At 70.4% G+C, this 13,305-nt stretch carries 13 protein-coding genes; 6 read left to right on the top strand and 7 right to left on the bottom strand.

Annotated features, from left to right (window positions below):
• Positions 1 to 153 precede the first annotated feature (153 nt).
• Positions 154 to 2,187: a VMAP-C domain-containing protein gene (locus OHT76_RS41040; RefSeq protein ID WP_328875969.1), complete on the top strand. Its 2,034-nt coding sequence runs from the start codon at positions 154 to 156 to the stop codon at positions 2,185 to 2,187.
• Complete coding sequence (locus tag OHT76_RS41045; RefSeq protein WP_328875970.1) at positions 2,184 to 4,277, top strand: SAV_2336 N-terminal domain-related protein; 2,094 nt, start codon at positions 2,184 to 2,186, stop codon at positions 4,275 to 4,277. Before OHT76_RS41040 ends, OHT76_RS41045 begins: the two co-directional genes overlap by 4 nt.
• A gap of 9 nt (positions 4,278 to 4,286) precedes the next feature.
• On the opposite strand, the gene OHT76_RS41050 is transcribed toward OHT76_RS41045, so the two are convergent.
• Positions 4,287 to 4,556 carry a hypothetical protein gene (locus OHT76_RS41050; protein ID WP_328875971.1) on the bottom strand — a complete coding sequence of 90 codons (270 nt, stop codon included), beginning with the start codon at positions 4,554 to 4,556 and terminating at the stop codon, positions 4,287 to 4,289.
• Between the two features lie 96 nt (positions 4,557 to 4,652).
• On the opposite strand from OHT76_RS41050, the gene OHT76_RS41055 reads away from it, so the two are divergent.
• Complete coding sequence (locus tag OHT76_RS41055) at positions 4,653 to 5,627, top strand: phosphorothioated DNA-binding restriction endonuclease (protein ID WP_328875972.1); 975 nt, start codon at positions 4,653 to 4,655, stop codon at positions 5,625 to 5,627.
• Positions 5,628 to 5,677: 50 nt separating this feature from the next.
• On the top strand, positions 5,678 to 6,397 hold the full coding sequence (locus OHT76_RS41060) for a DinB family protein (protein ID WP_328875973.1): 720 nt from the start codon (positions 5,678 to 5,680) through the stop codon (positions 6,395 to 6,397).
• Positions 6,398 to 6,410: 13 nt separating this feature from the next.
• Here OHT76_RS41060 and OHT76_RS41065 read toward each other — a convergent pair whose 3' ends face one another.
• The 4 genes from OHT76_RS41065 to OHT76_RS41080 form a co-directional block, all read right to left on the bottom strand.
• A complete protein-coding gene (locus OHT76_RS41065; protein WP_328875974.1) occupies positions 6,411 to 6,722 on the bottom strand; it encodes a hypothetical protein in 312 nt (103 codons plus the stop codon).
• Between the two features lie 57 nt (positions 6,723 to 6,779).
• The gene (locus OHT76_RS41070) at positions 6,780 to 8,489 is read right to left on the bottom strand and encodes a DEAD/DEAH box helicase (protein ID WP_328875975.1); all 1,710 of its coding nucleotides are present in this window, start codon (positions 8,487 to 8,489) and stop codon (positions 6,780 to 6,782) included.
• A gap of 88 nt (positions 8,490 to 8,577) precedes the next feature.
• Positions 8,578 to 8,781, bottom strand: a complete 204-nt coding sequence (locus OHT76_RS41075) for a cold-shock protein (RefSeq protein ID WP_030069301.1) — start codon at positions 8,779 to 8,781, stop codon at positions 8,578 to 8,580.
• 180 nt (positions 8,782 to 8,961) lie between these two features.
• Positions 8,962 to 11,082, bottom strand: a complete 2,121-nt coding sequence (locus OHT76_RS41080; protein WP_328875976.1) for an ATP-binding SpoIIE family protein phosphatase — start codon at positions 11,080 to 11,082, stop codon at positions 8,962 to 8,964.
• A gap of 195 nt (positions 11,083 to 11,277) precedes the next feature.
• Here OHT76_RS41080 and OHT76_RS41085 point away from each other — a divergent pair, with 195 nt between their 5' ends.
• Positions 11,278 to 11,997, top strand: coding sequence for a CPBP family intramembrane glutamic endopeptidase (locus OHT76_RS41085; protein WP_328875977.1), 720 nt, complete (start codon positions 11,278 to 11,280; stop codon positions 11,995 to 11,997).
• Positions 11,998 to 12,021: 24 nt separating this feature from the next.
• Here OHT76_RS41085 and OHT76_RS41090 read toward each other — a convergent pair whose 3' ends face one another.
• Positions 12,022 to 12,522 (bottom strand): PaaI family thioesterase, encoded by a 501-nt coding sequence (locus OHT76_RS41090; RefSeq protein ID WP_328875978.1) that lies wholly within the window; start codon positions 12,520 to 12,522, stop codon positions 12,022 to 12,024.
• Between the two features lie 93 nt (positions 12,523 to 12,615).
• Here OHT76_RS41090 and OHT76_RS41095 point away from each other — a divergent pair, with 93 nt between their 5' ends.
• Positions 12,616 to 13,083, top strand: coding sequence for a winged helix-turn-helix transcriptional regulator (locus OHT76_RS41095; RefSeq protein WP_328875979.1), 468 nt, complete (start codon positions 12,616 to 12,618; stop codon positions 13,081 to 13,083).
• Between the two features lie 45 nt (positions 13,084 to 13,128).
• On the opposite strand, the gene OHT76_RS41100 is transcribed toward OHT76_RS41095, so the two are convergent.
• Entirely contained in the window at positions 13,129 to 13,275 is a 147-nt protein-coding gene (locus tag OHT76_RS41100) for a hypothetical protein (RefSeq protein WP_328875980.1), read from the bottom strand.
• Between the last annotated feature and the right edge of the window lie 30 nt (positions 13,276 to 13,305).

Raw genomic sequence — 13,305 nt, forward strand, 5'->3', positions numbered from 1 at the left:
CAAGAGCGAATTCCCGCTGCTCACCCCGCGCTATGGTCGTATCCGGCAAAGGGAAGGGCCAAGGGGGCGAGAGGGTTTGCGGGTCCTTTGTATGCACGGCACGGGCGTCGGAAAGTTCCCCGCGGCCCGCCGGTCAGGGTCAGAGGCGGCCGGGTGACCCCTCAGCCCGACGACCTGCCCGACATCGCAGCCCAGCGAACGTACGCCCTTGTGGTCGGGGTGGAGTCCTACGACGTCAGCAGCGGCTGGCGGCTACCGGGAGCGGCCCTCGACGCCCACCACTTCGCCCGCTGGCTCACCGGTTCCGGCCAGGTGCCGCCCGCCAACGTGCGTCTGTTCCTCTCCCCGTTGCCCTCGACCACCGTCCCCTGCGTGGACGACTTTCCGGAGCATCTGCCGGCGACCGAGGCGAACATCAAACAGGCCCTCCTGCATGAACTCCCGTCCTGTGACGGCGACCTGCTGTGGATCTACTGGGCCGGACACGGCTTCGTCGACGACCACGGAGACGCGCTGCTGCCCTACTCCAACGCCGCCGCCCCCAGCATCAGCAATCTCAACCTGGGCTCGGCCCTGCGCTTGTGGAAGTCCACCTCCGTGGCGCATGGACGCTTCCGGCACCAGGTCGCCGTCGTCGACGCCTGCCGCGTGGACCGTCGGCGCACCCCCAAACTGCACTTCGAGGCACACGAATACGGCAAGGGGGCCATGACCGACGAGCGCCGTCAGTTCGTTCTCTACGCGGCACCGCCAGGAGGGGCGGCCCGGAACGAGGCGGGTCGGCAGTCGGGCCTTTTCACCAGGTCGCTGCTGCACAGGCTCGATGGTTTGAGCGTCGGGCAGGGCACGCACCGCCTGACGGCCATCGCGCATGGAGTCCAGGCCGACTTCGATGAACTCCGCCAGGCGAAAGGGGGCATCTGGCAGACACCGACCTTCGAGATCCACCGCGGATGGAACGGCTCAGCGATCTTCGGCGACGCCTGGACCGCATCCGCCCCCAGCGGCGCCCCGCAACTGGACCAGGAGGCCTGGAACCGACTCGCCGCCCTGACCAAGGGCCGTGGTCTGCCGCCGTACGCCCACGACGCCTACCGCTGGGCCTTCGACGTCTGCGAGTGCGCTGCCCCACTGGCCGGCAGCCCGCCCATGGTCGGGCTCACGGAGATCGTCCGCGATCTCGACGCGCGGCAGGGGCGGCCCGGCATCCCGCTCACCCTGCCGTTCGTCCGTTACCTGGCCGCTCACGCCCAGGACCGGGAGTGGGGCGCAAGGCTGGACGCCTGGGTGGAAGACACCCGCGCCCGGATCGGCGCCGGGCCGGTACCACCCGCACCGGAACCCCCGACGGAGCCTGCCGCACTCCACGTCCAACTCGCCAAGGACCACAGGCAGGATGACGCGTACACGGTGCGTATATGGCGGTACGAGGGCCGATTCACCTCGGAGTGGGAGTCCGAGGCCTCCCTCAAACTGTCGGAGGCACGCAGCGAGGTCGGCGGGCGCATCGCGGCCCTCATCGAGGAGTTCGACGACAGGGACCCGCAGGGAATCGCCCCGGGCGTCGGACGCATCGAGGTGCATATCCCTCGCAAGCTGATCGACGAGGAGTTCGAAGGCTGGGCGGTCCCCGCCGGGCCGGAGGGCACGTTCGAGCCCATGGGGGTCCTTTTCGAAGTCGTGGTGCGCTGCCCCGACGAGAGAAGGGGAGCCGCACGTCAGAAGTGGCGGCAGAAATGGGAGTCGTTCGAACGCCACGGCAAAGGCCGGTGGGAGGCGCCCACGCTCGATGCCCGCCACCCGATCTGGCTCCTCGCCGAAGACCAGGCGCCGGGCATCCTCTCCAGGCTCCTGCAAGCCGGGGAGCTACCGGTGTGCGTCCTGGTCCCCGGTGACCGTGCACTGCTGAGTGACGCACTGGACGCCGCGCACATGTCCGGGGTCCCGATCGTGGTGTGGCGGCGGGGCGCACCGCTGAACGGCTCCGCAGGCGATCTACCCTCCGCGCTGACCGCGTCCGGCGACGAGATCGACCTGCGGAACCTGCCGAGCCGGCTGCGCAGACGGCGTATCGAAGCCAGTGTCGCTCTGTCGTCGGAGCAGGCGGACCAGGGCGACAGCCACCCCTTCGCACTCCTGTGGGACGATCCGAACCGGAGACCCGACCCCAGGGCACTGAGACCGTGATCGACAGGCTGCACCAGATTCTCGCGGGCGCCGGCGTGGAGACGGGGCCTGAGGAACTCGCCGACATCCTGTGGCTGGCCCGCTGCATGGCAGCCCCTCACCAGGCCCCGGTGGCGGACCATCACCCCAGCCCAACCGGTCGGCCGGGCCGTGCCAAGGGCCCCGAACCCGCCGTACGGCAATCTCCCGCCCCTGGGCCGCCCCGGCCCAAGTCCCGCCGTACGGGCCCGAAGAGGGGCGACGCCCTGTTCGCCGCCACCGAGCCGCCACGGAAGCCGTCCACCGAGCCCCGGCCCCCGGGCGGTCCCGAAGCCTCGCAGGAGCGAAGTCGACAGTACGGCGTACCGGTGCGCGTCAGCCGGGCAGCGTCCCTGGACGACCCCCTCGCCGTCATGCGTGCGCTGCGCCCCCTGGGCCGCCGCCGTATCGCGGGCAACCGCATGGAACTGGACGAGGAGCTGACCGTCGAGGCCGGCATCGACCATCACATGCTGCTGCCGGTCCTACGCCCGATCCGGGACCGATGGCTCGACCTGACCCTCGTCGTGGACACCCACCGCTCGATGCTGCTCTGGCACGACCTGCTCGCGGAAATCCACACGCTCCTCACCCAGACCGGTCTCTTCCGCACCCTGCGGATATGGTTCCTGCGCGCCACCGACAGCGCGCGACCGGGCGAGCGCATCACCGTGTCCGCCACCCCCGACGGCCAGCCACGCAGCCCCCGGGAAGTCACCACCGGCCGGCAGCACGGCCTGATCCTGCTGGTGAGCGACACGGTCTCCGACGTATGGCACCGGCCCGAACTTCGCGAGACGGTCGGACAGTGGTGCACACACAACGCGGTGGCGCTGCTCAACGTTCTGCCCGAACGCCTTTGGGCCCGCGGTGCCGTCCACCCGGCCCCCTGCCTGATACGCGCCACCGGACCCGCCACCCCCAACATCTCCTGGAGCCTCGCCGCACCGCCCGATGACCCCGCGAGCGGCCAACCCCGTCCGCAGGCCGTGCTGCCGGTGGTCGACGCGTCCCCGCAGATGCTGTCCGTGCTCGCCTCGCTGGTCTCCGGTAGCGGCCGCCGGCACAGCCTGCCCTGCCTTCCGCTGGACGCCGACTGGTCCAAGGGCGAGTTCCCCGGCGAGCCGCAGCTCGGGCCGGGCGACGACGGGCCGACCGACGCCGGCGACACGGACCGGGCCGCGCTGCGCGCGGTGCGCTGGTTCGAGGAGAGCGCCTCGCCCGCCGCCAGAGAACTCGCGGGATACCTCTCGGCCGTTCCCCTCACCCTCCCCGTGATGAATCTCGTACGTCGCGTCATGCTCCCCGATTCGGACCACGGGCATCTCGCCGAAGTGGCGTTGGGCGGACTCCTGGAGCCCTGGGAGGAGTACCACCGGGCCGACCCGACGTATCTGGAGTTCCGATTCCTCCCCGGTGTCCGCGACGCGCTCATCGGCGGCCGGCTCCGGCAGCAGATCGCCACCGTGCGCGAACTCGTACGCCAAGAGGTCACCGCCTACCTGGACGAGCGCCGCACCACCGACGACTTCCCGGCGCTCCGGCACACCACCGCCGAGACCGCCACCCGCATCATCGCCCCCGACGCGGTCCCTTTCGCCCGTACGACGGCTCCCGGGGCCCCGGCCGTCTCCGACCTGCTCCTGGACGGCATCGCTCGCGCCTTCGAGGAACCCGAGGTCAGCATCGACGCTGTCGTCGGCAGTGCCATAGCGCTGCTCGCGGCGGTCCTGCCGCAGGTGCGCCGCATCACCGAAGGGCAGGTGCTGCCCGCGTCGATCCGCGTGCGCCTGCTTTCCCTGGGCGGCGAGGGGGACAGCGGCGACATCGAGGCACTGCGCCACCTGCTGGAAGATGTGCGGAGCTCACCCATCGAGGTGACCTTCGAGGCGAGGGCCTCCGCGTCGCAGCCCCCCACCGAGCTCTACCTGATCAATTCGCGCACCGTGCTGACGTCGTACTTCCACCTGCCCGGGGAGAGCGCGCAGGAACTGCACGCGCAGCCCGAGGAGCGGCTGGAGGAGACCCTGGAGTGGTTCAACTCCTGGTGGGAGCTGCTCGGGGAGCGCTAGCCGCGGCGCCTACGGGGCCTTGCGCACGGCCTCCGCCACCTGAGCCTCGATCCCGCCGAGGGACGCACCCTGCTCCTTCGCGTACTCCGTAACGGCCGTATGGGCGTCCCGCACAAGGTCCCGCCAGGCCCGCCGAGCGGTGTTGTACGTCTGCGTCTGCGTATCCGACCAGCCGACCTCGGCCGGGGGACCGTACTGCTCCCGCAACGCCTCGACCCGGCGGTTCGCCTCGTCCGCGGCGCGCTGCTTCTCGATCAGCTCCTCGAAGGTGTGTGCCACATGATGATCGTAAGAAGCCTTGCCGCGGACCGCGCGCTGAGCGCGGCCCGGTCGCTGTCTGTGAAGGCGTCGGGCGACGGCTTACGATCATCGGCCATGGACTGGCTCGAACGCACCGCGAAGCTCAGGCAGTGGGCGAGAAACGGGACGCGCGCTCCCCATAAACCGCTGCTGCTCCTGTACGCCCTCGGTCGTTTCCAGGAGAACGCCGAGGGCGAGCTGCGGTACAGCGCGGTGGAGGAAGACCTCCAGAAACTGCTGACGGAGTACGGCCCGCCCAACAAGACCACCCCTGCCTACCCGTTCCACCACCTGGTCAGCGACGGCGTCTGGGAGGTGCGCACCGATCGCGGACCCGGCAGCCCCGGACCCGTACTGCGAGAGCTCCGGGAAACGGGAGCCGCCGGACGCCTCGCACCCGAACTGAGATCAGCGCTCCGACGCGACCCCCAACTGCTCGGCCGGATCGCACGCGTACTGCTCGACCTGCACTTCCCGCCCTCACTGCACAGCGAGTTGTGTGAATCCGTCGGCCTGGAAATGGAGCCCGTGGAGACCGAGCGGCTCTCGCCCGCGCGGCGCCAACGTGACCGGCGCATGCGCGAGTTGGTGCTCACTGCTTACGAGTACCGGTGTGCGTTCTGCGGCTACGACGGCAGGATCGGCGCCGTACCGGTCGGCCTGGAGGCGGCGCATGTGCGGTGGTGGGCGTTCGACGGCCCCGACGACGTCGACAACGGACTGTGTCTGTGCTCGCTGCACCACAAGCTCTTCGACAAGGGAGTCCTCGGCGTCGGCGACGGTCACCGGATCCTGGTCTCGCAACGCTTCGTCGGCCACAGCCCCGCCGCCCGCGAGCACGTCATAGCACTCGCGGGCCGCCCGCTCGTCGGCCCACAGCCGGGCGCCCGGTCGGTCGCGACCGCCCACCGCGACTGGCACACCCGCCAGGTGTTCCACGGAAGTCCACGCCCGGCGGCTGCCGGCCCGCGAGGCGAGCTCGCTTGCCGATTCGGCAAGTCGGGCTCCCGGCAGGAAATTCGCTCGCCCGCGATGAGCCCGCGCCGTTAGGCTCCCGCCCCGAAGCAGGGCGCGACACGCGACCGCGAGGGGGAGCCGGCATGGAGATCTCGGGCACGCGAACCGACCGTCTGGGCCTGCTGATCGACCAGTTCGACCGCGCCAGGGAGATGGCCCAGGTACGGCTGGCAGGACTCGGCGACGAGGAGTACCTGTGGGAGCCCGCCTCCGATTGCTGGTCGATCCGGCGCCGGAGCGAGGCGACGACACCCAGGGCCTTCGGGCCCGGCGAATGGGTCCTCGACCAAGGCGCCCCGGAGATCCCTGCGAACGAGTACGAGGAGGTCGCCCGCCAGGCAGCCGGCGGCATGAGCGTCGCCAAGATCGCCGATGACTGGAGCGTGAGTGTCGAGCGCGTCGAGGAGATCCTCAACCACACCGGCCCGCTGGAGCCCGACACGTCACCGGTCACGACCATCGCGTGGCGGCTGGGGCACCTGCACTTCTGCTTCGCGGGAACCTGGGAGTGGACCTTCGGCGAGCGAAAGCAGGAACCGAAGTCACTGGTCGACTTCACGCCTTCCGCCGCCGTAGCGGCCGAGCGCTTCTGGGCAGTGATGGACCGCTGGCGGGCCGGCATCACCGCCCTGACCGACGAGCAACTCGACACGGTCGGCTTCTCGCAATATCCCTACGGCTCCGACCCCGACGAACCGTTCATCAGCGTCCTGTGGGGCTCCAACCTCGAGTTCATCCACCACATGGCCGAAATAGCCCTCCTCCGCGACCTCTGGCAGGCACGCCACAAGAGCGCCCCATGAGTCGACGCAGGCCCTAAAACCCCGCCATCGACTTGTCGAGCACCCCTCCCAGCGCACCGTAAAGGCTGCACCGGACGGAGTGCCTCGCCTTGCGGCGGAGGGCGAACCCGACGAGGAAGAAGAACGCGAAGAGCCCACCGAGGACCGCCGCCACCAGCGGGTCGTAGACGACGTACACGAAGCACGCGACGCCGCCCCACACGAGGATCGGCAGGAAAGAGCCGAGCAGTACCACCCAGAACGGGATGCGTTCAGGGCCCGACGGCAGCACGCGCCCGTGCCACACCTCGATGTGGTCCCTGGTCACGCAGTGCTCAAGACGCATGGAGTCATCAGACCACCACGCCGGCGGGCGCCGACATGGTGGTCCGAAAAGGATCGCCTACGTCGCAGAGTTACGACGGACCCCGCGGCGGTCGGAACCGCGGCCGCCGCTGGCACCAGCGCCGCCCGTGGCTCCGCCGGCCGTCGCGCGTCGGGCGGTTCCGCGGACAGCCTTGCCGGAGGCAGCGCTGGTCCCTGTACCGGCTGCGGCCCGGCGGTCGGTGCTACGGCCGCCCGCGGCGCCGGCAGCAGTCGTAGCACCCGCTGCTCCGGTCCGGCGGGCAGTACCGCGCCCCCCGGTCGTGGAGGTCCCAGCAGCCGCGGGGGTTCGGCGGTCGGAGCCGCGGCCCCCGGTTGCGCTCGTAGTACCCGTCGCCGCTCCGGCCCGGCCACCGTTGCGGCGGCGGCCCTTGCCGGCCTCGGCGCCGGACTTCCGGCCCGGGCGGGACGCCGTCGGTTGCGTCGGCTGGGGGACCTCGATGATGACGGGCACGCCGGAGGGCTCGCGGGCGCCGGTGATGGTGGTCAGTTCCGCGTCGCTCGACGTGATGCGGGCCGTCCGGGGACGGATTCCCGCGTGCGACATGAGCTGGGTGACATCCCGCTTCTGGTCGGGCAGGACCAGCGTGACCACGCTGCCGGAGCCGCCGGCGCGGGCCGTGCGGCCGCCCCGGTGGAGGTAGTCCTTGTGGTCGGTGGGGGGATCGACGTTCACGACGAGGTCGAGGTCGTCGACGTGTATACCCCGGGCCGCGACGTTCGTCGCGACCAGCGCGGTGACCTGGCCGGTCTTGAACTGTTCCAGCGTGCGGTTGCGCTGCGGCTGGGAGCGGCCGCCGTGCAGGGCCGCCGCGCGCACACCGACGGCCAGGAGCCGCTTGGCGAGCCGGTCGGCGGACCTCTTGGTGTCCAGGAAGAGGATGACCCGGCCGTCACGGGCCGCGATACGCGTGGTGACGGCCTTCTTGTCGGTCTCGTCCAGGACATGGAGCACGTGGTGCTCCATCGTGGACACCGCCCCCGCGGACGGGTCCACGGAGTGCACCACGGGGTCGGTCAGGAACCGCTGCACCAGGCGGTCGATGTTGCGGTCCAGAGTGGCCGAGAACAGCATCCGCTGTCCGTCGGACCGCACCTGCTGGATCACCTTGGTGATCTGCGGCAGGAAGCCCATGTCCGTCATCTGGTCGGCTTCGTCCAGCACCGTGATGCGCACGTTGCCGAGCACGCAGTCCCCGCGCTCCACAAGGTCGTTGAGCCGGCCCGGAGTCGCCACGAGGACCTCGGCGCCGCGCCGGAGCACAGCGGCCTGCTTGGTGATGGACAGCCCGCCCACCACGGTGGCCATCCGGAGGTTCACGGCCGTCGCGTAAGGCGTCAGCGCGTCCGTCACCTGCTGGGCGAGTTCACGGGTGGGCACCAGTACGAGCGCGAGGGGCGCCTTGGGCTCCGCGCGCTGTCCGGCCGTACGGGCCAGGAGCGCGAGCCCGAAGGCGAGGGTCTTGCCGGAGCCGGTGCGGCCCCGTCCCAGCAGGTCACGGCCGGCGAGCGAGTTCGGCAGCGTGGCGGCCTGGATGGGGAAGGGGGTGGTGACGCCTTGCGCGGTGAGGGTCTTCAGCAGCCCCGCGGGCATGTCCATACCGGCGAAGTCCTCGACGGCGGGAAGTGCGGGTGTCGTGCTTTCCGGCAGCCGGAATTCCCTGGGCGACGACACGGAGGGTGAGGGGGACGAGGCGCGCCGGTTCGACTTCTGGGGCCTACGGGTCATGCAGTGATTTGCCTTCCTGGAAACAGCACAAACCGGGGTCCGCACCATGCGGTGCGGACCCCGGTCGAGCGGATACGCGTCCGAGCGATTAGGCGGGGACGATGTTCTCCGCCTGCGGGCCCTTCTGGCCCTGCGTCACGTCGAAGGAAACGCGCTGGCCTTCCTGAAGCTCACGGAAGCCCTGCGTCGCGATGTTCGAGTAGTGGGCGAAGACGTCGGGGCCGCCGCCGTCCTGCTCAATGAAGCCGAAACCCTTTTCGGCGTTGAACCACTTCACGGTTCCCTGTGCCATGACGTTCTCCTTCTGGTAGGCAGAGGCCCCATCCGGAGATGCCGGTAAAAACAAAATATGCGCCCGATGGAACATTCCCGTCAGGCGCACATAGGTTCATGGGTACCACAACTGCAACACGAAAACCGTAGCACAGATCGGCGGCCGATGTCGATCACTGAGGCGGGCCTCACCGCCGGATCAGCCCGGCTCGCCGTCGGCGGGCAGCGGCTGCTCCACCCAGATGGTTTTGCCGCGCGAAGTGGGGCGGATACCCCATCGCTCGGAGAGCTGCGCGGTGATGAAGAGCCCGCGGCCGCCCTCGTCGTTCTCCTCGGCACGTCGCAGGTGCGGCGAGGCGTCGCTCTGGTCGGTGACCTCGCAGATGAGCGTCCGGTCGCGGATGAGCCGGAGCTCGATGGGGCCCTGGGCGTACCGGAATGCATTGGTCACGAGCTCGCTGACGATGAGCGCACTGCCGTCGGCGAGGGCGTCCAGGCCCCAGTCGGAAAGGCGCGCGGTCACCTCTTTGCGCGCGCGGGATGCGGATCGCGGGTCGTTGGGGAGTGTCCACGTGGCCGTGTGATCGCTGTCCAGTGGACTGACTCGGGCCAGGAGGAGGGCGACACCCTGGGTCGGCTGCCTGAGGGCGATCGCGTCGGTGATCGCGTCGCACATGGCCTGCAGGGAGGGCGGGGGAGGTGTGGCGACGCGGCGCAGCTCGTCCACGTGCAGGGCGGAACCGTGATCGGCGTCCTGGAGCAGGGAGGTGCCGGACAGCACGAGGGTGCTGTGCTCGGGAAGGACGTGCTTCACGGCGGTGTGCCGGGCAATGCCATGGCCGAGCGGCGGACCCTGGGAGACATCAAGCAGCTCGACGCCACCGTGGGCATGGACGAGAGCGGGCGCCGGATGCCCCGCGCTGACCATCGTGCAGACGCGCCTGACAGGGTCATAGACGGCATAGAGGCAGGTGGCGGGCGAGTCGCGGTCGGGCGAGCGTGATCCGCCGACTGTGTCCCGGGGCGCGGGTACGGGTCCTGCGGCCACGTCGTGGAGCCGCTCCATCAGCTCGTCCGGCGGGATGTCGAGCTGGGACAGGGCCGCGACGGCCGCTCGCAGTTCGGCCATGGATGCGACGGCGTCGAGGCGGTCCCCGGGGCTGTCCCCGGCCACGAGGGCGACGCGAGCACCGGACAGCGGGATGACGTCGAACCAGCCGGCGTCCGTGCCCGTGGGCAGGTAGGCGTGGGCGGTCTCCACGGCGGGGGAGCTGGACGTCGCGGACTGCCGGACGTGGTGGTGCAGCATCCGGGCGGCGGCCAGCTCGCGGTGGTACAACCGGGCGTTGTCCAGACACAGGGCCGTGTACGCCGACAACTGCTCCGCCAGTGCCAGGTCGTCGGCCTCGAAGGGAGCCGGATTTCGCCAGCGGTAGAAACGGGCGAGTCCCAGCAGCCCGCCGCGTGCCCGCAGCGGCATCACCATCATCGAATGGACACCGGTGGCGAGGAGCGCCGCCTCTCGAATACGGGTGGGGTCCAGCCACGTATTGTCCGGGTCCGGGAGGCGGACCACCCGAGGCGCCAGGGTGGACAGCACCTGTTGGTAGGGCGTGCCGATGGGGTGGATGTCGGCCTCTCCCATGGTGCGCGGGTCCGGGGCGTGGGCGCCGACGCCGGCCGGCGCATGGAAGCCCACGCGACGCAGCAGCGCGCTCTCATTCATGGCCAAGGGAGCCGAGGTCTCGCCGCGCAGTACGGGGTCGAGTACGTCCACGGCCACTGCGTCGGCCAGCTGCGGCACGGCCAGGTCGCACATCTCCTCGGCCGTACGGAACATGTCGAGCGTGGTCCCGACGCTGACGGCGGCTCGGTTCAGCAGTCCGAGGCCGGCCTGCACACGGGTCTGCGCGCTGATGTCGGTGACCGCCGACGACATCCCCAGGACCGTGCCGTCCGTGTCGTCCAGACGGAAGAGGGCCACGGAAAGCACGAGCTCTGCCGCTGGATTCCGAGGGGACCTTGCGTGGACGTGCAGGTCGAGCACCGGATTCCCGGTCTCCAGAACACTTCTGGCCGTGTGGAGCACAAAGTCGGGGTCGGTGACGGCGAAGGCGTGCAGTACCTCATGGAGCGGTCGGCCCACCAGCTCCTCCAACGCGACGTTCTCGATACGGCGGGCGGCGGTGTTGGCCCGGACCAGCCGCAGCTCCGTGTCCCAGACCTGGAGGCCGATCGGCGACTGCGAGAAGAGGGCGGACAGCAGCGCGTCGTCCAGACTCCTTCCCGCCGACGTCCGTCCACGGTGCGGCGTACTCACAAGACGGGCCTCCTCGCGGTTGAAGCGGATGCGGAAACCGTCTGCTGAACAACATCCTGCTGAAGAACATCAAAGACCCCACCATGAGACATTTCCATTCGATACGCCTCAAAGTCTCCGCCGGTACGCGGCAGCGCTCGCACGCCTGGTGCGCGAGCGCCCCAGGTCAGGGTCTCGCAGGAGGGCGATAAAACCGTGCGACCGTCGGGCATGCTCGTCCGCTGCCTCCGGCGCCCGATCGGTGTCTGGCCGGCCGTGTGCGTCACCGTGGCCGTGCTCGCGGTGACCAACGTCGCCAACCATCGCTGGGCGTCCCCCATCGAGCCGGTGACGGCGGTCGCGGTCAGCGCGCTGCTGTTCGGCGTCCTGTGGTGGGCCGGCGGCACCTGGGCGGAAGCGGGGCTGGACCCGGCGTCATGGGCGCGTGGCGCGCGCTGGGCAGGGGTGCTGGTCGGCATCGTCGCGGTGGTCTACCTGGCCGGTGCGCTGCTGCCGATGACGCGTGACCTCTTCGAGGACGAGCGCTACGACCGGCTGACGGGGGCGCAAGTGGCGTGGCGGGTGCTGGTCACGGTCCCCTTCGGCACGGTCCTGCTGGAGGAAGTGGCCTTTCGCGGAGTGCTGTACGGCCTGCTGCTGCGGGCGCGCGGCGTTGTGTGGGCCACGGCGGTGTCGAGCACGCTGTTCGGCCTGTGGCACGTTCTGCCGTCCCTGCATCTGACGGCGGCGAAGCCGGCTTTGACACCGGTGTTCGGAGACGCTCCGCTGGGCGTGGTGGCGGCCGTACTGTTCACCGCGGCCGCGGGCGTGCTCTTCTGCGAACTGCGCCGCCGCAGTGGGAGTCTGCTGGCGCCGATGGGCCTGCACTGGGCGGTCAACGCGCTCGGCTACGTAGCGGGCTTCCTCCTGCGATGACCGGGTGCCTGCCGCTGCCGTCTCTCAGGCCGAGGAGGCAGACACCGGGAACAGCATGCAGCTGCTGGTGGCGTGGGCGAGCAGGCGGTCCTCCGCGTCGACCAGCTTGGCCTCGGCGAGCGCAGTCCGCCGACCCCGGTTGACGACCGTGCCGATGGCCCGGACCCTGCCCGTGTCCACGGTGATCCGCTTCAGGAACTTCACGTTCAGGTCGAGCGAGGTGTACCCCATGCCCGGCGGGAGCGTGGACTGGACGGCGCAGCCCGCCGCCGAGTCGAGCAGGGTGGCGTAGACGCCGCCGTGCACGCTGCCGATCGGGTTGTAGTGCTCCTCGCCCGGCGTCAGCGAGAACACCGCCCTGCCCTCCTCCACCTCGTCGAGCGTGAAGTCGAGGGTGGACGAGATGGGGGGCGAGGGCAGCCGGCCCGCCAGCATCTCGCGCAGGAAGTCCATGCCGGAGGCGCCCCCGACAGCGGCCGCCGTGACGGCGGGGTCCTCCCACTCGTACGTACGTGTCCGTCCCATGCCTGAGCATCCTCCCCGCTGGCTTCGTCGATCGAAGCTAGCCCTGCCCGCACCTGACTGTCAATGACGAAGCCAGGGTTCTATGATGTCGGGATGGAGTGGCTCGACGTCAGCACCGACAACTGTCCCGTCCAGCGCACGCTCGACGTGGTCGGCGAGAAGTGGACGCTGCTGATCCTGCGCGACGCGGCCAACGGCGTACGCCGGTTCGACGACTTCCGCCGTCATATCGGCCTGTCCGACGCGGTCCTGAGCGACCGGCTCCGCAAGCTGACCGCGGCCGGCATCCTCACGACCGTTCCCTACCGGGAGCCGGGCAGCCGCGCGCGCAACGAGTACCGGCTCACCCGCAAGGGATGGGACCTCTGGCCCGTCCTGGTCGCCCTGCGCCAGTGGGGCGAGACGTACGATCCGGACCCCTCGGGCCCGGTCCTGGACATGCGCCACGCCGACTGCGGGGCCCCGGTGCACGTCGTCGTCGAGTGCGCGGAGGAGCACGTCGCGCTGGCGCCCAGGGAGGTCGCCGCCAAGCCGGGACCGGGCGCCCGGCGCCTGCGCTGAGACCGGGGGCGCATCCTCACGCAAGCATCCGAGGGGGCGAGGCAGTCACGGTCGGGTTTGTGGCGCCACGGCGGCCATGGCCTTGTCGAGGGCGGCGGCGGTGATCGCCCGCAGGGTCGGGTCCCCGGCGGGGTAGGGGGTTCCGGCCGCGGCGGCGCGTTCGCTCAGCGCGGCGACGATCACGTCCTGCATCTGCTGCTGCTTCGACAGGTAGCCGGCGAG

The organism is Streptomyces sp. NBC_00287, from assembly GCF_036173105.1.
Lineage (GTDB): Bacteria > Actinomycetota > Actinomycetes > Streptomycetales > Streptomycetaceae > Streptomyces.

What these genes read in the sequence shown, in the direction of transcription:
- OHT76_RS41060 (WP_328875973.1), top strand. Translation starts at nt 5,678, where the DNA reads ATGGAGATCTCGGGCACGCGAACCGACCGTCTGGGCCTGCTGATCGAC.
- OHT76_RS41095 (WP_328875979.1), top strand. Translation starts at nt 12,616, where the DNA reads ATGGAGTGGCTCGACGTCAGCACCGACAACTGTCCCGTCCAGCGCACG.
- OHT76_RS41065 (WP_328875974.1), bottom strand. Translation starts at nt 6,722, where the DNA reads ATGCGTCTTGAGCACTGCGTGACCAGGGACCACATCGAGGTGTGGCAC.
- OHT76_RS41075 (WP_030069301.1), bottom strand. Translation starts at nt 8,781, where the DNA reads ATGGCACAGGGAACCGTGAAGTGGTTCAACGCCGAAAAGGGTTTCGGC.
- OHT76_RS41100 (WP_328875980.1), bottom strand. Translation starts at nt 13,275, where the DNA reads ATGCAGGACGTGATCGTCGCCGCGCTGAGCGAACGCGCCGCCGCGGCC.
- OHT76_RS41055 (WP_328875972.1), top strand. Translation starts at nt 4,653, where the DNA reads ATGGACTGGCTCGAACGCACCGCGAAGCTCAGGCAGTGGGCGAGAAAC.
- OHT76_RS41070 (WP_328875975.1), bottom strand. Translation starts at nt 8,489, where the DNA reads ATGACCCGTAGGCCCCAGAAGTCGAACCGGCGCGCCTCGTCCCCCTCA.
- OHT76_RS41090 (WP_328875978.1), bottom strand. Translation starts at nt 12,522, where the DNA reads ATGGGACGGACACGTACGTACGAGTGGGAGGACCCCGCCGTCACGGCG.